Source organism: Mesorhizobium sp. J8, assembly GCF_016591715.1.
GTDB lineage: Bacteria > Pseudomonadota > Alphaproteobacteria > Rhizobiales > Rhizobiaceae > Mesorhizobium.
The window spans coordinates 2,563,845-2,582,081 of record NZ_AP024109.1; the positions used below are offsets into that span (position 1 = coordinate 2,563,845).

Below are 18,237 nucleotides of genomic sequence, written 5' to 3' on the forward strand. Positions count from 1 at the left end.
GACTGAAGAGAGCGGCGCAACACCATACCCGCCCAACCCTCAGTTCTCTTCACCCATCCTCTCCATCAGCCATCTCGCTGCGGCTTCGGCGCCATCGGCGCGGATATCGCCGGCCACTTCTCGGGCACGAAGCCCGACCTTTGGCGCCAGCGCCACCTCCAGCGCCGCCGACAACGACTCCGCCGTCGGCACCGGGCCGTCAAGCGCCGCGCCGATACCGAGCTCTGCCACCCGTCGGGCCCAGTAAGGCTGGTCGCCGATTTGCGGCACGATTACCTGCGGCGTTCCCGTCCGCGCGGCGGCGGCCGTGGTGCCGGCGCCGCCATGATGGATGACTGCGGCGACGCGGCCGAACAGTGCCTGCTGGTTGACCTCGCCGACGGCGAAGCAATCGTCGCCGTCGTCGACGGGGGCCAACTCGGCCCAGCCCTGCGCGAGCACTGTGCGGAGGCCCTTGGCGCGGATCGCGTTGACGGCCGCGCGGCCGGCTTCGCTCGCGACCGATATCGAGCCGAAGCCGACATAGACCGGCGGCGGGCCTGCATTGAGGAAAGCTTCCAGCCCGTCGGGGAGGGGCCGTTCATCCGGCAGGATGAAGGCGCCGGTCTGCACGGCGTCGATCAGGTCCGAGGGCAGCCATGGCCCCAGCGTCGGATCGCAGGCGAGCAGGACGGGGTTGCCGTAGACATAGTCCCGGACATTCTGTACCGGGGGCAGCCCGAGCGACACGCGGTGGCCGTTGATCGCCTCGCCGAAAAGGGCGTTCTTGGTCCGGATGTCGATGTCCCACAATAGCCGGTTGTCGGTCACGCCTGCCGGCAGCGGGTGGCTTGGATATTCATGCGGCCGGTTGTGCGGCGAGGGCAGCCAGATCGGGCAGAACGTGCCGAGCATGTAACATATGCCGCGCTGCTCCGCGACGAGTCGCGCGGCGGCGCAGGACGGGAATAGGCCGAACGCCACCACCGCGTCGCAGCCTTCGGCAGCCGCGCTCAGCGCCTCATATTGGCTGGCGACGATCGCGGCGGCCTGGCCGGAAATGAGCCTGGCTCGGTCCTCGGGCGAGGCCGACCGCGACCGGTTGATCATTTCCTTCGCCCATTCGCGCACCGGCGCGAAGGCCGGCGTCAGCGGCAAGCCGGCGCGGGCCAGAAGGGCGGCAAATTCCCCGTCGGCCGGCGCGCTCACTCTGGCCTCGACGCCATGCGCCTGCAAAGCCGCGCCAAGCGCCGCCAGCGGCTCCACGTCGCCGCGCGAGCCGTAAGTCGATAACAAGATCCGCATTCCATGCTCCGTCGTCGTTTTTCGGAGCGGCGTTGATACGCCACGGCCTGGGGCTTGCCGCAAGCCCGGGCTGCGCCATATCTACATCCTGGGAAAGGTCGTTATCGCTTCCTCGGGTGAGAGGTCGCGACGGTTGCCATGGTTTGAAACGGCGACGGCAAACGCCCGAGCGCCTCTTGGCTACCAGGCCTTCCGATCAGCAAGTGGGGATCGATAAAAGCCGGCGACCCGTTCGCCGGCCGGTGAGGGTTTAACCTTGGCGGCCTTCCTGGGCGACCTGGGTGGGGGACCTTGTAAGCCGCGGGACGACGACAAGGCGCTTGATCTTGCCCTTTTTGTAGGCGGCAAGGAAGCGGTGATAGTCCTTGAAGACGACGCAGCCATTCGACTCGGCCCGACCGCCGCGCAGCATATAGGTGTGCGCAAGCAGGCCGTTGCGGCCATATTTGTTCCGGCCGCTGGTCGGCGTCAGGCGTATCGCCTCGACGCCGTGAAAGCGCGATTCTCGGATCGACAGATTGTAGGTGTCGGGCGGCGTCGGGCCGACATTCTTGCGGTCGACGAAACGCGGCTGGTCAACCATCGAACCCAGGCCCGAATGGGCCTCCAGCCTCGAGCCGTCGGGCATGTAGACGGTTCTCGCCGAGATATCGTATACGGCGACGCCATTCCCCGTGGAGGGACCGTTGAAAAGATTGCGGAAGGCGCTGCCCAGGCCGCCGCTCTCCGGCGTATCGGGCTTGGCATAGGCGAGCATCTCGGATGCCTGCGCCTTGCGCCTGCCCGGCTTGGACTCGGCAACCATAGGCTTCGAGCCCGCCACACCTGGCAGAGCCTGGTCGCCGCTTCTCGGGGAGGTCGCCGTCGGCCAGCCTTGAGCGGTGTCGGCGGCCGTTGGCTGCGGCTTGGCCTTGGCGGCCTGCGGCTTGGCGGTCTCGGGTTTCTGCGGCTTGGCCGCGCTCTGTTCGGGCGCCTCGGTGGCGCGCTGGAGCGTGGTGCGCGGGCGAAGGCCGGGCACGGCGATCGTGTCGGGCAGATCGTCTTGCGGCGGCAGCGAGGCAACCTGATACGTGCCGTCCTGGCCGTTGTCCGGCTTGCCCGCCGGGGCGTCGCTGTTTTGCAGCGCGACGGCGGTCGGAACGTCAGCCGTCTCCGCCGGCGATATGTTGGCGAGTGCGAGCGCCAGCTCGGAAGCGCCGGCGATTTGGGCTGGCTGCGAACCGAACCGCTCTTCCGCGGGGGCGCCCGGCAACGCGCCGCCGAAGCGGCTCGCGGAAGGCAGGCTGGCGAGCATGAACGGCGCCTTCTCGGCACGTGCAAAGGCCTCGGCAAGCTTTTGCGGCGAAAGCGCCGCGCGCTTCACCACGCCGTCGAAACGATCGGCGGCTCCGGCGGCCGAAGCCAGCACGACCTTTTCCTGCGCGACGCTGTCGGGCGCCGGCAGCTTGAGGCGCGCCATTTTGCCGTCGCGGCCTTCATTCTTCAGCTTTTCAAGAGCTTGGCCGTTATGCCTGAAGCTTGTCGCGAGGCTGAAGCAGCCGGTGTCGCAGCCGCCGATGAGCGAGCCTGCCTTGTAGCCGCCCTTGCCGACAAGGCGCGGCGCCCAGGCATTGGCAATCTGCCGGCGCTGGTCGCCAAGCGCGATGTTGCGCGGCGAAAGCAGGCCTTGCGGCAACCCATTGGAAGCGGCGGTCAGCGAGGTGCTCACCGAATAGAGCCCGGCCAGCGTGGCGAAGGACCACAGGGCGAGGGCGGCGCCGACAGCAGGCACCACGACCCAACGATGACCAGACTTTTTCGAAGTTACCCCCCCACGAGGAGTGTCACCCCGGTTTTTCAAACGCAAAAACGCCATACGACCACTCTCAATCGGCATGCCGGTTTGCGGACCTGGCACCCGTCACGATCACAGTTCGCCGGTGCCCCCTGCACCTTCACGCGTCTGTTGCCGATTGATTCAAAAGATGGACAAAGATGGTTAACCAATCCCTCCACCAATCGCCGATTTGGCGACGGTCCATACGAAAAAAGAGCCCTCCATGGTCTTCGCCACGGTAAAAATGCTCTCCCTCACCCGCTTTGCTGCCCGTTTTTCCGGCATCTGTCAAGAAACCGTGAACACCGGAACCGCAACATCTTCAGCCGCCTAGAGGCGGATTTGGGTCAAAATGCGACCGGACGCCAGGCAGTGGAACAAGCCAACCAACAATGCAGTGGGCCAGCCGGCAGACCCGGCAGTGGGCCTTGCGCCTCAGCGATCACCCCAAAAAAAGTCATCTGCACCGGAGGGCAGAAGCGACGGAACGAGGGGAATTCATGCATTGCGGAGCTTTGTCGCCGAGGTGTGAAATTGCTTCTGGCAGGCGGCCGCGACCGCGCTGGTGCCTTCAGCGCGTTTTGTCCGGTCCATCGGCGACACCGGCGCGCACGCCGCATGCTACCACGACACGGAACTGATCCATCGCGAGTTGGTGGCGCAGGCTCAGTTGCTCCGCGCCAGGTGTGCATCGGCCAAGCGAGGGACGGTTTTCGTCTTGCCGCTCAGCCGCGCTCCCAAGGTGAGCGCCCGCGGAAAATTGCGGGCGACCGCCTCCATCAATGCTGCGCCGCCGGGCCCAAGGGCCAACCGGGCGAGGGCGTCAGCGGCATGAATGCGCGTCGAGAACAGGCTTCTCCAGGCCGCCTCATAGCGTCTGCCGGCCGCCTCGCGTCCTCTCTGCCCGTTTGCCGCCTCGCTCAATTCCATGGCCAGGAGCCAGCCGGACTGAAGCGCCATCGATATGCCTTCGGCGATGATCGGATGTGACTCGCCGGCCGCATTGCCAACACGGAAGATGTCCTTTGCGTAGCCACGCCGGATGCCTGGACGAATAGGGCCGGCGGCAAGCCATGGACCATCGAGACGCGCTTGCGCCAAGGCTTCCCGCGCGCCCCGGCATGTCGCTGCGATATGATGCTCGACGGCCTCGGCAGCGGAGACATGGCCGCCTCGTTTACCGGCGCAATCGCTGCGCAACCGGGCGAGCACATCACGCCTAATGCAGCAGGAGAGAGACATACGGCCATCGTCTGCGAGCACCATGCCGCCATAGCCGCCGGGGAATGTCAGCAGCGGCATCAGGTCGGGTGGCAGAGACGATCCGGCGAAATGCGCCTTGAAGCCGAGCAGGTCCGCCGGGCGATTGACCTTTCCAAGCTGGCTCGGTAACGGCCCCGGTTCCCACGAGCCATGTGCGGCGACGACCACCGGTGCGCGCAGCGTCGTCGCCTCGTCGCTGGAAACGCCGCCTTGAGCCTGAATCCGCACTGCCTGCCGCGCGCCGTCGCGTTCGATGGCGACGGCGCTGCAAGGCTGGAACATTTCAACCCCGGCCGACCGGGCCGCGTCGAGCAGCAGCGTGTCCAGTATGTCGCGGCCGAGCGCGCGGCCGAAGGCGTCCCTTGCTGCCGGTCCGGATCGCGCGCCCGGCATCGGCGCCTCGACACAGGTGTCGCCGGCAAAAAGGCCGACCCGGCGTATTTCAGGACCGGCCTCAGCGCGCCAGGCATCGCCGATCCCCAGTCTGTCGAGCAACTCGAGGTTGCTTGCAGAGATGTATTCGCCGCAAACCTTGCGGCGCGGAAAGGCACGCTTTTCCACGATCGCGACGGCCCATCCGCGCCGGGTGAGCGCCAGCGCCGCAGACGCGCCCGCCGGACCGCCGCCGATGACGATCGCATCGTGGGTGGGCGGCCGCCTCATGCCGCATCCCCGGCGGGCATTCGCGCTTCGCCAACGAAGACGTGCGAGAAAGGCCCAGCGTGCCGCTCCTCGATCGGACTGCCGCCGGCGGCGCTCCAAAGGTCGGAAATCTCGCCGTCGCGAAAGCCGGCGCGCACGCTTTGGACGGCATCATGCCTGGTCACGTCGTTGACGCCGATTGCCGGCAGAAGCCGGGCGGCGGTCAGCGCGAAACCTGTCCTCAGCGGCTCGGTGGCCAGGATGAGCGGCGCCTTGCGTTGCAGCAGCGAAAACAGGCGCAGCAGTTCGTCGTCGTCGAAATGATGCAGGAACAGGTTGACGGTGATCGCGTCGAAGGGCCAGCCGCCCGTGTTCCTCGCCGCCTCCTTCTCCGCCCAGTCGAAGACATCGGCGGTGACGGTTTCGAGTCTCCATCCCAGCGCGGCGAATTCCGCCGCGAGCCTCGGCGTGGCGAGACCGACGCGGTCGAGCATCGTCAGTTCAACATCGCGCCAGTCCTTCGCCACGCGCCGCGCCACCTTCAGCATGAAGGTGCCGTCGCCGGCGCCGATCTCCAGGATGCGGCAGGGCGGCTCAGGTAAAAACTTCCGCATAAGCGCGGCCATGATGGGCGCCTGGAACATCAGCGCGTTGATGCGGGCGAGATCACGGCGCGAGCGGCGCGCCCGCGCATCGTCGGCCGAGAGCCCGTCCAGGATTTCCGGAACGAGGCTGCGCTGGGCGAGCGCACTCATGAGACGGTCCTGAACAGCATGGTCTCGGCCGTCAGCCCCGGTCCGAACGACATGCCGCAGCCAAGCAGGCCGCCCGGCTTCTTCAGCATCTCTTCCATCACGAACATGACGGTCGGCGACGACATGTTGCCGTATCGGCGCAGCACCTCGCGCGACGGCTTGAGCGCGGCGGGCTCGAGATCGAGCGCCCTTTCGACAGCGTCGAGGATGGTACGGCCGCCGGGATGAATGGCCCAGAGGTCGATCGCCTCCGGCGACCGGCCGCCGAGGATGTCGTCCTGCCGGTTCCGCAACGCCTGCTGGACTGCCGCCGGCACCTGGCCGGAAAGCACCATGTCGAAGCCGTGGTCGCGGATATCCCAGGTCATCAGGTCGCGCTGCTCGTCCGCTACGGCGCAGCAGAAGGAGTCGAGCTCGATGCCGGGCGGCTCGGCGGTGACGAGCGTCGCCGCGCAGCCGTCGCCCCACAAGCAGAAGGACAAGAGCTTCTCCAACTCGGTGGTTTCCCTCAGGTGCAGCGTGCAGAGCTCGATATTGACCAGAAGGACCCTGGCCTGGGGGGCGGAACGGACGATGTGGCGGGCAAGCTTGAGGCCGTTGACCGCTGCGTAGCAGCCCATGAAGCCGATCATCGTGCGCTCGACGCCGTCCGGCAGGCCGCAGCGCCGAACCAGGTCGAGGTCGATGCCAGGCGCGGAAAAACCGGTGCAGGAGGTGACGATGAGATGGGTGACACGCGATGCCTCGTCGCCGAGATGGAGACCATCGACACCGTTTTGCGCCAGGACGGGCGCAGCTTTGCCGAACATCGCCATTCTCGCGGCCGTTCCGGGAAACGCGCCCCGCTTGAAGGCTCGGGCAAGGTCGGCCGACGGTCCTTCGGGGTCGAGAGCAGGCGCAAAGCATGAAAAGCGATGCTCGATACCGGCGAGACCGGCCATGCGTTCGAATATCCTCCTGCGATCGGCGGTCAGCATCGAGGCCGCGTAGGCTAGATAGAACTGGTGGACCTCGTGCTCCGGAACCGCTGTCGCGATCCGGTTGATGTAAGCGTTGGCGGACATGTACTGCTCCCTGGGCTTCGGGCGCGCTCGCGCTGTTGCCGGAGGGGTTCCTTGCTCATAAGCGCCCGGGCGCCAGGCTCTGAGCGTTGCCTGTTCGATAAACGTTTCGGAAGACCTGCTTCTTCCACAGAGGCGATCCCGAACTCAAAGGTTTGCAAGGGATGGCAGGCAAATCGAAGTGTTACAGCCTTTTCCAAACCCATGGACTGCGGGCCGATCATTTGCTGCCCTGTACCGCTCCGGGCACGATCAAGGCACCCTGGTCGCGCTCCGAATATCTGAAGCCGATAAAGAACAAGGCGACAATGACGAGGCAGATCGCCAGCACCGTGGCGAGGATCCTTCCAGGGTTTTCGGCAGGCGGTTTCTCTTCCATGGCGGTTCGCCTCGCATATTAACCCCGCGAGAGCGGCGAGGGTTCCGGACTCCGAGCGGGTCGTCGGACACGCGTGTTGGCGATTCAGCGAGACGCCATCGCAGTCTGATGTGGCGGCGCACTGTTTCCACTCATGCCAGATCAGCCGCATGACGATGGCGTCGAAGACGGTCAGGACGAGCAGGCCGGGAATGCGCGTAGGAGTAGCGATAGATCTGGTAGGCCATGAAGGCGCCGAGCGCGACCAGCGAGCTTTCGACACGAAGGTCCTGTAGGACACCGCCTCCGGCTCGATGGGCGCGCATCACAAAAGTGACGCGCTCGACCCGCTATATGCTAGGCTAGATACCGCCAAAACAGGGTTCATCGTTATGGATGCCAGGGAATTGCAGGCCATAGGTGATACGCTGATGCGCGTCGTCACCCCCGATATGAAACCGAAAGACCTGCTCAAGGCGGTGCGAAAGCTGCATCCGGATGCCAAGAAGAAGGATATCGCCCGGGCGGCCTTCCACGCCATCATCGCCAACGCCGACCAGGATCTCGGCAAGTCGCGCAACCTCCAGGCCTTCGCGCTTGCCGAGCGTACCCAGCAATCCGAATAAATTGTCGCGAATTGTAGTGTCGGGCTTGCCAGAACGTTAATAAGCGATTTCTAATTTAATGGCTCAGCCGGCAGCTAGCCCCAACCGGTAATGAGCCCATGACCAAAAACCTCGGCAATGCCAAACCCAGCGCTCCCGCCAAGGAGATAAACCCCTCGCTGTTCAGCAAGGCCGCGCCGGCGCTGTTTCCGCTGGTTGTCGCGGCGCTCGGCTATCTCGTCGGCCGGCATTTCTTCGGCTTTTGACGCGGCCGGCGTTCGGCGTGTTCCTTGCCGGTAGGTCGAAGCACACTGGTCGTGTGGGCCATGCCCTTGCAGCTTTGGTCCTAGGGCCTAGGTCGTTCTTGTCCTTGGCTGGGCCCGAGCGCATGCTTATCACAGCCGGCGGCCTCGCAAACTCCGGTCAGGCCCGGCCGCCGAACCCAGTATCACCCCCCAAGGCTGCCGGGCCGCCAACTTTCCGAATTCGTCCGCACTCATCAGGCCCAACTGCCGGATCGCGCCATCCGCAGTTCATCCGGACGCTTTCGAAATCAGACCGAACGTCACAGCGAAGTGGAATTCCGCTGCTCAAAGATGCCACGGAATGTCTGCTCCGCTATGCTCGCTTTATTCGCGGGCCTTTCAATTGTGCTGAATAAAGGCGAGCTGCTTTGTACTAAACGCCGATAAGCCGTACTTTTCGGCAACACCAGGCGCGCTAGATCATATTGGGAAGGAATTAGGCAATTTCTTCGAGCGAAGATCAGGAGCTGTATATGGTAACCAGCGAACCAGACAGTGTCCGCGTAAAAGCCGTCAATGGCCAATGGATCGTGCGCGTCGTCGATGGCGGTAGGCTGACGCAGCAAGTGTTCGATATTCACGCGCAGGCCGAGATTTTTGCCGAGGAGGAACGGCTGCGATTGGGATTGCCTGGGGAGCCGCCAGCCGAGGAGCCGACCGAGCCATTGCCAAGCGGGCGGACTGGCTGACACCTGCCCACGCGGGATTGCTAGCTGCGGCGCCCGTTACCCCAGATGCTCCGCCCTGAGCCGCTCTCTCATCCGCTCAAGCGCCGGCTCGCCGCCGGCCGCGAGTTCATCCGCGATCCGCGCGAGCTTGTCGTCGGCTCTGCGATGTTTGCTGCCCCAGGCGCCCAGCGTCGCCAGCACCGGTAGAAGGTCGATGCCGGCTTCGGTCAGCCGGTAGATCGCCTTCAGTGCGTGCGTCGGGTCGCTGCTGCGCGTGAGGATGCCTTCGTCCTGCAGTGTCTGCAGCCGTTCGGCGAGCGTGCGCGACGAGATGCCTTCATCGGATTGCAGGAACTCGCGAAAATGCCGTTTCCCGGCGAAAGCAAGGTCGCGGATGATGAGCAGCGTCCAGCGGTCGCCGAGCAATTCGAGCGAGAGGTTGATCGGGCAGCCGGACCTTCCCTTGGTCGACATTGGTACGGTTCCATTTTTAAATCACTTTACCATTGACACCGTTCTTGTCTTGCGTCAAATGATTTCAAAAGTAAATCACTAGCGAGGGGACCGGTATGAATCGGCATGCCATCCGCACGATCGTGGTCGTCGGCGCAACCAGCGAAGTCGGCGTCGAGGTCTCGGTCAGGCTAACCGGGGCAGGGCACACGGTGCGCGGTGTCGCCCGCAGCCTGGGCTTTGCCCTCGACGATCAGGCGGCGCTCGATGCCGCCTTCTCGGGCGCCGACAGCGCTTACGTGATGATCCCCTTCGATGTCACCGCGCCCGATCTGCATCGCTTTGAGGACGATGTCGGCGCACGGCTGGCCACCTCCATCGCCAAGGCAGGCCTGCGCCGGGTCGTGCTCCTCAGCGGCCTCAACGCGCATCTCAAGATGGGCACCTCGCTTGGCGCTGCGCTGATGGAAGAGCGGCTCGCAGCGCTGGACCTGGAGGAACTCGTCTATCTGCGCGCCTCCTTCTTCATGGAGAATTTCGTCAAGGGCATGGGCTTCGTCGAGCAGGCGGCGTCCGGCGTCTTCGCCTCGCCCTTCCGTGGCGACCTGCCGATGCCGCTGATCGCCGCCAAGGACGTTGGCGAGCGCGCCGCCGAGCTATTGATCGCCGAGCATTTCCCGGTCCGGCGCGTTGTCGAATTGCACGGCGGCGGCCGCTACACGCTCGAACGGGCCACCACGATCCTGGGCCGGGCGATCGGCAAGGTTGTCACCTATCATCAAGCGCCGTTCGCCGATGCGCGGGCCGGCATGGTCGCCAATGGCATATCGGCGAGTTTTGCCGATGCGCTGGGCGAAACAGCGGCAAGCTTCAATCGAGGCGAGCGCTGGGCGCTGGAAGCCCCCTCTGCCGAAAATGCCACGCCGACAAGCTTCGAAGCCTGGGCGCAGGCTTTCGCCCGTTCGCGCGCCGCGGCCTGAGCCTTCACAGGCAGCCAATTCCTAACGAGGGAGACCGGACATGAAAAAGCTCATCCTGCAGATGCAGATGTCGGTCGACGGTTTTGTCGGCTCCGACGAGGGCCATCGCTGGCAGCTCTGGGAGTGGGGCGACGACAGCGCCTGGGACGAGGGGCTTAAGCAGGACTTCAACGCCGTCTTCACGACCGTCGACACTATCCTCTTGAGCCGCAAGATGGCTGAGGAGGGCTATCTGACCCATTGGGGCAATGCGGCGAAGAAATATCCGCAGGATCCCTTCTATGCCTTCGCACGACGCATCGTCGAGGTCGAGAAGGTGGTGGCGAGCGACAAGCTCGAGGCTTCGCGCTGGGAGCGCACGCGGGTCGTGAGCGGCGACCTGCCGCGCGAGGTGCAAAGGCTGAAACAGGGCGAGGGCGGCGACATCGCCGTGTTCGGCGGGGCCGGCTTTGCCTCTGCGCTGATCGCCGCCGGCCTCGTCGACGAGTTCCAGCTCTTCATCAATCCGGCGGTGCTGGGCAGCGGCCGCCGCGTCTTCGGCAAGGGCGGCTTTGGCAGGTTGAAGCTCCTCGGCTCGAAGCCCTATGCTTGCGGCATGGTGGTGAGCCGCTACGCGCCGGAGCGATGAGAGGCGGCAATCGAGACCGTGCTACGCTGATTCAATCCGGCAGCGCGCCCTGCTAACTGCCTGTTTGGCCCGGGCTTTCTCGGATCGGCTGGGAGCCTCTTCCGGTGACCAGCCGCAGGTGGCCGGCTGGCCGACCGCGGCCAGGCTGCATGATCGTTGCCCGCGGCGACGAACCAGCGGGCCTCACGCGATGTCAGGCCGATAAGCACCCGGCCGGCATATTCCGCCGGCGCCCCATTGCCCGCATCGAACATCGCCCAGCTGCTCCCGGGAGGCTCCTGCACCGCGACGAACCTCATCGGAGACTCCATCCGTGAAGAGACGGGCAAGATAGCAGGCGCGGCTTGGCGTCCCTATGACGTGGCTCACATTGGCACACATTTGCGGTGGATAGCAGAGTTCCGGGCGGGAGCAGACTTTTATGCCGCCTTGGCGGTCGTTCACTGCCCCGCCTGATCGGCGTCGGTCAGCGTGCCGAGGAAGGCGACGATGTCGTCGATCTCGGCGTCGGTCAGCGCCGGCTTGTCGCCGGGTTTTCTGCCGTTGAACGGCGGATCGGTGTTGAGATTCGGCCAGTAGGCTTTTGGCAGGTCGTCGAATTTGTCGACCGTGCCGTCGGCCTTTTTCGGATACCAGCGCGCGGGATCGCTGTCGCGGCTGGCGTAGAAGGCGACCGCCTCCCGCAGCGTGTGGAAATAACCATTGTGGAAGAAGCTCTTGCGCAGCGCCACGTTGCGCAGAGTGGACGTCTTGAACAGGCCGCAATAGTCGGCGCGGCCCTTGAAGTCGGTGCGCAGCGGACCGCACAAGCCGAGGTCGACATAATTCGGATCGGCATTGGCGGGGATTGCCGGATTGCGCGGCACGGCGATCGCGATCAGGCCGTAGTCGGTGAATTGCGGCGGCTCGCCGTCATTGGCCGGTTCGCTCAAATGGCAGCTCGCGCAATTGCCCTTCGCCTCATCCTCGAACAGCATGCGGCCGCGCAATTCCTGCGCGGAAAGCTGTGCCTTGCCGGCGAGGAAGGCGTCGTAGCGGCTGGAATAGGGATAGAAATCGGCGCTGCTTTGCTCGAAGGTGCCGAGCGCTTCCAACGCGGCGTCGAAGGCGTCCTGCGGATGATCGAAGACATCGGCGCCGAACGCTGCCTTGAAAGCGTCGGCATAGGGCGCCTTGCGCAGGCTGGCGACCACGGCGCCCTCATCCTTGTTGCCCATCTCGAAGGGCGACAGCAGTGGAATCCTCGCCTGGTCCTTGCCGTGGTCGGCGCGGCCGTCCCAGGTCAGGCCTCCGGTCGGGCCGTTGTCGACGCTCTCGTCGCCTTCGTCCTCGGAGTCGTAGAAATGTTCGGTGAAGGCTGGCGCCTGCAGGTAGCGCAGCGACGGCACGGCGCGAACGCCGGGTCGGTCGAGATTGGCTCCGCCCATCTCGACCGGCGAAGCCGAGGCCGGCCCGAAGGCGTGGTTGGGATCATGGCAGGACGAGCAGGCCTGCTTGCCCGAGGCCGAGAGAGACGGATCGAAGAACATCTGCCGCCCCAGCGCCGTCAGCGCGTCGGCGCGGGCATAGGCTTCCTGGCGCGACATCGGGCCGGGATGGACGCCGGAAGGTTCCGCGGTGTTGGCAGGTGCGGTCAGGCCGACGATCGAAGCTGCCAGAAGGGCGATCGCGCGGTTTTTTTTCCGTCCCAACGTCTGCGGCGACATCGTTGATTTCCCTCGCCCGGTTTCGTTCACGACGTAAGGCCCGATTTTCGCGACGTAGGGATCAAGTGCAACGGATTGATGACTGGCCGTCTCGCTCACGAAACCGTGTTCGGACGCGACAGAACTGTCACATAGGTGACAAGGCGCCGAAGTAGCTGGGCATCAATGCAGCTGCATTCCTGCATTGCCGTCCTCCAGCCATTCCCAAGCCACGAGGCATTTCCCGATGACCCGAACCTTTCTCTCACTTTGCCTCGCCTCCACGGCGCTGGCATCGTTCTCCGCTGCTGCCCAGGCGGCTCCTCCCGGCTATGACAAGATCGACACCGTCGTCGTCATCTACGCCGAGAACCGCAGCTTCGATAACCTCTATGGAGGCTTCCCCGGCGCCAATGGCCTGGCTAACGTTTCGCCCGAGCAGGCGCGCCAGCTCGACCGCGACGGCAAGCCGCTTTCCGAGCTGCCGCCGGTCTGGGGCGGCTTGACCGGAAAGGGTGTGACGCCGGCGGTGACGGAAGCGCAGAGCGCGCATCTCGCCAACGCGACCTTCGCCATCGACGATCCCAAGGGATTCAACGAGGGTACCAGCGTCGTCACGCACGATCTCTGGCACCGCTTCTACCAGGAACAGATGCAGATCGACGGTGGCCGGAACGACAAGTTCGTCGCCTGGGCCGATTCCGGCGCGCTGGTCATGGGCCATTACGACGGCTCCAACCTGCCGATGTGGAACGTCGCCAAGAAATATGTGCTGGCCGACAATTTCTTCCAAGGCGCCTTCGGCGGCTCCTTCCTCAACCACTTCATGCTGGCTTGCGCCTGCGCACCTTATTATCCGAATGCCGATACCAGCCCGGTAAAGGGCCAGATCGCCGCCGTCGAAGCGGATGGCGTGACGCTGAAGCCGGCCGACAATTCGCCGGCCTCTGCGCTGAGCGGCGTGCCGAAATTCGCCAGTGACGGCGCCATCACGCCCGACTTCTATGCTGTCAACACCATGCAGCCGCCTTACCAGCCGAGCGCCAACAAACCGGCCGAGGGCGGCGACAAGGCGCTGGCCGACCCGGCTGCACCCACCACGCTGCCGCCGCAGCACGAGATCACCATCGGCGATCTATTGTCGCTGAAGGGCATTTCCTGGGCCTGGTATGCGGGCGCCTGGCAGGCGGCGCTCGACGGCAAGAACGCGACGCCGGTGCCGAACTTCCAGTTCCACCACCAGCCCTTCAACTATTTCGCCGCCTATGCGCCGGGCACCGCCGCGCGGGCCGAGCATCTCAAGGATGGCGGCCTCGACGGCGTCGAGTTCATCAAGGCGATCGACGACGGCAAGCTGCCGGCCGTCACCTTCTACAAGCCACAGGGCAACCTCAACGAACATGCCGGCTATGCCGATGTGACCTCGGGCGACCAGCACCTGGCCGACCTCGTCGCGCATCTGGAGAAGAGCCCGCAATGGGCGCATATGCTGGTGGTCATCACCTATGACGAGAATGGCGGCTTCTGGGACCATGTCGCGCCGCCCAAGGCCGACCGCTGGGGCCCAGGCAACCGGATCCCGGCCTTCATCATCTCGCCCTATGCGAAGATGGGCATGGTCGACCACACGCAGTACGACACCACCTCGATCCTGCGCTTCATCACCAACCGTTATGACCTGCCGGTGCTGCCCGGCATCGTCGCCCGCGACAAGGCGCTGCGCAACAACGACCAGCCGCCGATGGGCGATCTGACGGCGGCGCTGGATCTGACGAAGTAGCGTTTCAGGACTTGGACTCCTCGCTCATGAAATGGGGAGAGGGGTCCGCGAAGCGGGCGGAGAGGGCGCCTTCGTAGAGGCGCTCCCCGTCTCGGCTTCGTCGAACCACCTTTCCCCATTGCATGGGGCGAGGAAACGCCATTCGCCTACGGCCTGCGTCGGCGATTGCCTCAGTGAATTCACGTCCGCTATTGATGCTCATCCCGATCGGACGGAGATTATACGATGGCGGAACTGAAGGTCAGAACCCGCAACGCCGGCGCGCTTGCCGTCTTGCCGCCGGGCGGCCTGCCCACGGTGACGACGCCCACCGGCGGCATGGTCGATGTCGTCACCCAGGTGAGTGCTCCGGGCTTCAGCCCACTCGACCTGCTCTATGCCTCCTCGGCCGCCTGCATGGTGCTCAGCGCCCGCATCGCCGCCACCCGCCTGGGTCTCGCCGACCGGCTCGGCGAGGTGAAGGCGGGGGTCACCGGCGACAAGGCGAAGGACGAGCCCTCGCGGGTCGAAACCTTCCACGTCAAACTGGAAATCACCGGCGACCTCGATACAGCAACGAAGCAGCGGATAATCGCCGACGCCGAGGACATCTGCACCGTCTCCAACACGCTGCGCGGCGCGCCCGCGCTTCACGCGACGTTGGGGTGAGGGCGATGGCGCATCTTTCGCCGATCGACTACGCGACCGCCTCGGACGACATCCGCGCGGAGCACGACCGCGAGCTGGCGCTCCGCGGCCGCATGACCAACATGAAGCGCATCCTGCTCCACTCGCCGGCCGCGCATCGCATCTACGCCGAATGGTTCACGCTGCGTGACCTTCTCAAGCCCACGCTCGACGACCGCGCCATCTGGCTGTTCTCGAAGGCGATCGCCGAGACGATGCGCGCCGAGATCCCCGTGACCTTCTTTCGTCGCGCATTGATCCAGAGCGGGCTCGATCCCGATGCGATCGAGCCGACGGTCGACGAAGCGCTGTTGATCAAGTTCGGGAAGGTCGTCGCGGCGAACGCCAACGCCGTCCCCGACGAGACCTGGGCCGCGCTCAAGGCGCGCTATGACGAGACGCTGCTGGTCAACCTCACCGCCTTCGCCGGCATCATGGCGGCGACCTGCGTGTTCACCAATGCGGTGAAGGTGGACCTTGATCCGGAGCTGGAGAGGTATCGCAGAAAGGGTTGAGGCCGAAATCCTTCGCGCCCCCCTCTGTCCTGCCGGACATCCACAAGGGGGGAGATTGGCTGTCGTTGCCGCTTTCGCCAATCGCCAGCGTCGCAAGAAAGAGCGCCGCCGCCCAAGCTGCCAATCTCCCCCCAAGTGGGGGAGATGTCCGGCAGGACAGAGGGGGGCGCTGTCCCTCCAGCTTCTCCAATGGATCTCACTCACCTCCGCAGGAATCGGGTGGCAGATGCACATCCTTCGCCCCACTTTGATGGCAAGCAAGGAGGCGCACCCATGACCATCCATTCCCTCGACACCAAACGCGCCAGCCGCTCCGCTGAAGCCCGCGTCGCCGCGCAAGACTGGCGCAACCTCGTCTCTGACCTCAACGCCCATGGCTCAGCCGTCATGCCCGGCCTGCTGTCAGCGGGAGAATGCGCCGACATCGCCGGCCTCTATCCGCATGAGGAGCATTTCCGCAGCCATGTGGTGATGGCCCGCCATGGCTTCGGCAAAGGCGAATATCGCTATTTCAAATACCCGTTGCCTGACCTGATCGAGGGTCTGCGCTCAGCCCTCTATCCGCGCCTTGCCACCGTCGCCAATGATTGGAACGAGAAGATGGGCGTGGCGCTTCGCTATCCCGCCGATCACGCCGCCTTCCTGAAGCGCTGTCATGACGAAGGCCAGACGAGGCCGACGCCGTTGCTTCTCCAATACGCTCCCGGCGACTTCAACTGCCTGCACCAGGACCTCTACGGCGCGCTCGCCTTTCCGCTGCAGGTGGCGATCCTGCTGTCCGAGCCCGGCGAGGATTTCACCGGCGGCGAGTTCGTGCTCACCGAGCAGCGCCCGCGCATGCAAAGCCGCGCCGAAGTGGTGCCGCTCAAGCGCGGCGACGCGGTGATTTTTGCCGTGCATAACCGGCCGGTGCAAGGCAGCAAGGGGTACTATCGCGTCAACCTACGCCATGGCGTTAGCCGGCTGCGGTCGGGGCGGCGGCATACGGTGGGCATCATCTTCCATGATGCGCAGTGAGTAGGCAGTAGGGGAGTAGGGCAGTAAGGCAATAGGATTTGCGGCTACGGTGCGATCAGGGGTTCCCTTATCCTCCGTATTCCCCTATTGCCCTACTCCCTTACTGACTTACTCCCCTAAAAACATGATCCGTCTCGAAAATATCGGCAAGCAGAACGGCCGACAGATCGTCTTCATCGAAGCTTCGGCCGCCTTGCAGAAGGGCGAGAAGGTCGGGCTGGTTGGCCCGAACGGCGCCGGCAAGACGACCTTATTCCGCATGATCATTGGTCAGGAGCAACCCGACGAAGGCCAGGTCTCGGTCGATCGCGGCGTTACCATCGGCTATTTCAGCCAGGATGTCGGCGATATGGGCGGCTTGAGCGCCGTCGCCGAAGTCATGGAAGGGGCCGGGCCGGTTAGCGCGGTCGCCGCCGAGATGCGTGAGCTCGAGCACGCGATGGGCGATCCCGAGCGCGCCGACGAGATGGACGCCATCATCGAGCGCTACGGCGAGTTGCAGCATCGTTTCGAGGAACTCGACGGCTATGCGCTGGACGGCCGCGCGCGCGAGGTGCTGGACGGCCTCGGCTTTTCGCAGGAGATGATGGACGGCGACGTCGCAAAACTGTCCGGTGGCTGGAAGATGCGCGTCGCGCTCGCCCGCATCCTGTTGATGCGGCCCGACGTCATGCTCCTCGACGAGCCGTCGAACCATCTCGACCTGGAAAGCCTGATCTGGCTGGAGAAATTCCTGAAAGACTATGACGGCGCGCTGCTGATGACCTCGCACGACCGCGAGTTCATGAACCGCATCGTCTCGAAAATCATCGAGATCGACGCCGGCGCGCTCACCTCCTATTCCGGCAATTACGAATTCTACCAGGAGCAGCGCGCGCTGGCCGACAAGCAGTTGCAGGCGCAGTTCGAGCGCCAGCAGGCGATGCTGGCCAAGGAGATCGCCTTCATCGAGCGCTTCAAGGCGCGCGCTTCGCATGCAGCGCAGGTGCAGAGCCGGGTGAAGAAGCTCGACAAGATCGACCGCGTCGAGCCGCCTAAACGCCGCCAGACGGTGGCCTTCGAGTTCCAGCCTGCGCCGCGCTGCGGCGAGGACGTGGCGACGCTGAAAGGCATCCACAAGGCCTATGGCAGCCGCACCATCTATTCGGGCCTCGACTTCCAGATCCGCCGGCGCGAGCGCTGGTGCGTGATGGGCGTCAACGGCGCCGGCAAGTCGACGCTTTTGAAGTTGGTCGCCGGCGCCTCCGAACCCGATGAGGGCTCCGTCGCGCGGGGTCCGAGCGTCAAGATGGGTTATTTCGCCCAGCACGCCATGGAACTGCTCGACGGCGAGCGCACCGTCTTCCAGACCCTGGAGGACAATTTCCCGCAGGCCGGCCAGGCGCCGCTAAGGGCGTTGGCCGGCTGCTTCGGCTTTTCCGGCGACGAGATCGAGAAGAAGTGCCGCGTGCTTTCGGGCGGCGAGAAGGCGCGGCTGGTGATGGCGCTGATGCTGTTCGATCCGCCCAACCTTCTGGTGCTCGACGAGCCGACCAACCACCTCGACATCACCACCAAGCAGATGCTGATCGAGGCGCTGTCTCAATACGAAGGCACGATGCTCTTCGTCTCGCACGACCGCCATTTCCTGGCGGCGCTGTCGAACCGTGTTCTGGAGCTCACGCCGGATGGCATCCACACCTATGGCGGCGGCTACACCGAATATGTCGCACGCACCGGCCAGGAAGCGCCGGGGCTGAGAGGGTAACGACCGCTT

The 18,237-nt window shown here is 64.8% G+C and carries 18 protein-coding genes; 10 read left to right on the forward strand and 8 right to left on the reverse strand.

What is annotated here, in order from left to right:
* Positions 1-39: 39 nt before the first annotated feature.
* The 6 genes from MJ8_RS11885 to MJ8_RS11910 all read right to left on the reverse strand — a co-directional run bounded on the left by MJ8_RS11885 (position 40) and on the right by MJ8_RS11910 (position 7,200).
* The gene (locus MJ8_RS11885) at positions 40-1,284 is read right to left on the reverse strand and encodes a glycosyltransferase (RefSeq protein ID WP_201414539.1); all 1,245 of its coding nucleotides are present in this window, start codon (positions 1,282-1,284) and stop codon (positions 40-42) included.
* A 250-nt stretch (positions 1,285-1,534) separates the two neighbouring features.
* On the reverse strand, positions 1,535-3,055 hold the full coding sequence (locus MJ8_RS11890) for a tlde1 domain-containing protein (RefSeq protein WP_225248227.1): 1,521 nt from the start codon (positions 3,053-3,055) through the stop codon (positions 1,535-1,537).
* 711 nt (positions 3,056-3,766) lie between these two features.
* Positions 3,767-5,125, reverse strand: coding sequence for an NAD(P)/FAD-dependent oxidoreductase (locus MJ8_RS11895; RefSeq protein ID WP_225248228.1), 1,359 nt, complete (start codon positions 5,123-5,125; stop codon positions 3,767-3,769).
* Complete coding sequence (locus MJ8_RS11900; RefSeq protein WP_201414541.1) at positions 5,023-5,760, reverse strand: methyltransferase domain-containing protein; 738 nt, start codon at positions 5,758-5,760, stop codon at positions 5,023-5,025. The genes MJ8_RS11895 and MJ8_RS11900 overlap by 103 nt, the downstream gene beginning before the upstream one ends.
* Positions 5,757-6,824 (reverse strand): type III polyketide synthase, encoded by a 1,068-nt coding sequence (locus MJ8_RS11905; protein ID WP_201414542.1) that lies wholly within the window; start codon positions 6,822-6,824, stop codon positions 5,757-5,759. Before MJ8_RS11905 ends, MJ8_RS11900 begins: the two co-directional genes overlap by 4 nt.
* Before the next feature lie 217 nt (positions 6,825-7,041).
* Complete coding sequence (locus MJ8_RS11910) at positions 7,042-7,200, reverse strand: hypothetical protein (RefSeq protein WP_201414543.1); 159 nt, start codon at positions 7,198-7,200, stop codon at positions 7,042-7,044.
* A 293-nt stretch (positions 7,201-7,493) separates the two neighbouring features.
* Here MJ8_RS11910 and MJ8_RS11915 point away from each other — a divergent pair, with 293 nt between their 5' ends.
* The 3 genes from MJ8_RS11915 to MJ8_RS11925 all read left to right on the forward strand — a co-directional run bounded on the left by MJ8_RS11915 (position 7,494) and on the right by MJ8_RS11925 (position 8,778).
* The gene (locus tag MJ8_RS11915) at positions 7,494-7,805 is read left to right on the forward strand and encodes a hypothetical protein (protein WP_318528210.1); all 312 of its coding nucleotides are present in this window, start codon (positions 7,494-7,496) and stop codon (positions 7,803-7,805) included.
* 98 nt (positions 7,806-7,903) lie between these two features.
* Positions 7,904-8,050, forward strand: coding sequence for a hypothetical protein (locus tag MJ8_RS11920; RefSeq protein ID WP_201414544.1), 147 nt, complete (start codon positions 7,904-7,906; stop codon positions 8,048-8,050).
* 512 nt (positions 8,051-8,562) lie between these two features.
* Complete coding sequence (locus tag MJ8_RS11925; RefSeq protein WP_201414545.1) at positions 8,563-8,778, forward strand: hypothetical protein; 216 nt, start codon at positions 8,563-8,565, stop codon at positions 8,776-8,778.
* Positions 8,779-8,814: 36 nt separating this feature from the next.
* Here MJ8_RS11925 and MJ8_RS11930 read toward each other — a convergent pair whose 3' ends face one another.
* Positions 8,815-9,231, reverse strand: coding sequence for a winged helix-turn-helix transcriptional regulator (locus tag MJ8_RS11930; protein WP_201414546.1), 417 nt, complete (start codon positions 9,229-9,231; stop codon positions 8,815-8,817).
* A gap of 95 nt (positions 9,232-9,326) precedes the next feature.
* On the opposite strand from MJ8_RS11930, the gene MJ8_RS11935 reads away from it, so the two are divergent.
* The gene (locus MJ8_RS11935; protein WP_201414547.1) at positions 9,327-10,190 is read left to right on the forward strand and encodes an NmrA family NAD(P)-binding protein; all 864 of its coding nucleotides are present in this window, start codon (positions 9,327-9,329) and stop codon (positions 10,188-10,190) included.
* Positions 10,191-10,230: 40 nt separating this feature from the next.
* Entirely contained in the window at positions 10,231-10,818 is a 588-nt protein-coding gene (locus MJ8_RS11940; RefSeq protein WP_201414548.1) for a dihydrofolate reductase family protein, read from the forward strand.
* Positions 10,819-11,258: 440 nt separating this feature from the next.
* Here the strand turns inward: MJ8_RS11940 and MJ8_RS11945 are convergent, their stop codons facing one another.
* Positions 11,259-12,524 (reverse strand): cytochrome-c peroxidase, encoded by a 1,266-nt coding sequence (locus MJ8_RS11945; protein ID WP_201414549.1) that lies wholly within the window; start codon positions 12,522-12,524, stop codon positions 11,259-11,261.
* A 226-nt stretch (positions 12,525-12,750) separates the two neighbouring features.
* Between MJ8_RS11945 and MJ8_RS11950 the strand changes: the two genes are divergently transcribed.
* From MJ8_RS11950 to MJ8_RS11970, 5 genes are all read left to right on the forward strand, one after another.
* On the forward strand, positions 12,751-14,283 hold the full coding sequence (locus MJ8_RS11950) for an acid phosphatase (protein ID WP_201414550.1): 1,533 nt from the start codon (positions 12,751-12,753) through the stop codon (positions 14,281-14,283).
* A 225-nt stretch (positions 14,284-14,508) separates the two neighbouring features.
* The gene (locus tag MJ8_RS11955) at positions 14,509-14,931 is read left to right on the forward strand and encodes an OsmC family protein (RefSeq protein ID WP_201414551.1); all 423 of its coding nucleotides are present in this window, start codon (positions 14,509-14,511) and stop codon (positions 14,929-14,931) included.
* A 5-nt stretch (positions 14,932-14,936) separates the two neighbouring features.
* A complete protein-coding gene (locus MJ8_RS11960) occupies positions 14,937-15,464 on the forward strand; it encodes a hypothetical protein (RefSeq protein ID WP_201414552.1) in 528 nt (175 codons plus the stop codon).
* A 273-nt stretch (positions 15,465-15,737) separates the two neighbouring features.
* Positions 15,738-16,481, forward strand: coding sequence for a 2OG-Fe(II) oxygenase (locus MJ8_RS11965; protein ID WP_201414553.1), 744 nt, complete (start codon positions 15,738-15,740; stop codon positions 16,479-16,481).
* 124 nt (positions 16,482-16,605) lie between these two features.
* A complete protein-coding gene (locus MJ8_RS11970; protein WP_201414554.1) occupies positions 16,606-18,228 on the forward strand; it encodes an ABC-F family ATP-binding cassette domain-containing protein in 1,623 nt (540 codons plus the stop codon).
* The last annotated feature ends 9 nt before the right edge of the window (positions 18,229-18,237 follow it).

Coding starts and splice junctions, on each gene's coding strand:
- MJ8_RS11925 (WP_201414545.1), top strand. CDS start 8,563: ATGGTAACCAGCGAACCAGACAGTGTCCGCGTAAAAGCCGTCAATGGC.
- MJ8_RS11950 (WP_201414550.1), top strand. CDS start 12,751: ATGACCCGAACCTTTCTCTCACTTTGCCTCGCCTCCACGGCGCTGGCA.
- MJ8_RS11905 (WP_201414542.1), bottom strand. CDS start 6,824: ATGTCCGCCAACGCTTACATCAACCGGATCGCGACAGCGGTTCCGGAG.
- MJ8_RS11965 (WP_201414553.1), top strand. CDS start 15,738: ATGACCATCCATTCCCTCGACACCAAACGCGCCAGCCGCTCCGCTGAA.
- MJ8_RS11970 (WP_201414554.1), top strand. CDS start 16,606: ATGATCCGTCTCGAAAATATCGGCAAGCAGAACGGCCGACAGATCGTC.
- MJ8_RS11920 (WP_201414544.1), top strand. CDS start 7,904: ATGACCAAAAACCTCGGCAATGCCAAACCCAGCGCTCCCGCCAAGGAG.
- MJ8_RS11945 (WP_201414549.1), bottom strand. CDS start 12,524: ATGTCGCCGCAGACGTTGGGACGGAAAAAAAACCGCGCGATCGCCCTT.
- MJ8_RS11930 (WP_201414546.1), bottom strand. CDS start 9,231: ATGTCGACCAAGGGAAGGTCCGGCTGCCCGATCAACCTCTCGCTCGAA.
- MJ8_RS11885 (WP_201414539.1), bottom strand. CDS start 1,284: ATGCGGATCTTGTTATCGACTTACGGCTCGCGCGGCGACGTGGAGCCG.
- MJ8_RS11940 (WP_201414548.1), top strand. CDS start 10,231: ATGAAAAAGCTCATCCTGCAGATGCAGATGTCGGTCGACGGTTTTGTC.
- MJ8_RS11900 (WP_201414541.1), bottom strand. CDS start 5,760: ATGAGTGCGCTCGCCCAGCGCAGCCTCGTTCCGGAAATCCTGGACGGG.
- MJ8_RS11935 (WP_201414547.1), top strand. CDS start 9,327: ATGAATCGGCATGCCATCCGCACGATCGTGGTCGTCGGCGCAACCAGC.
- MJ8_RS11955 (WP_201414551.1), top strand. CDS start 14,509: ATGGCGGAACTGAAGGTCAGAACCCGCAACGCCGGCGCGCTTGCCGTC.
- MJ8_RS11960 (WP_201414552.1), top strand. CDS start 14,937: ATGGCGCATCTTTCGCCGATCGACTACGCGACCGCCTCGGACGACATC.
- MJ8_RS11915 (WP_318528210.1), top strand. CDS start 7,494: ATGGGCGCGCATCACAAAAGTGACGCGCTCGACCCGCTATATGCTAGG.
- MJ8_RS11910 (WP_201414543.1), bottom strand. CDS start 7,200: ATGGAAGAGAAACCGCCTGCCGAAAACCCTGGAAGGATCCTCGCCACG.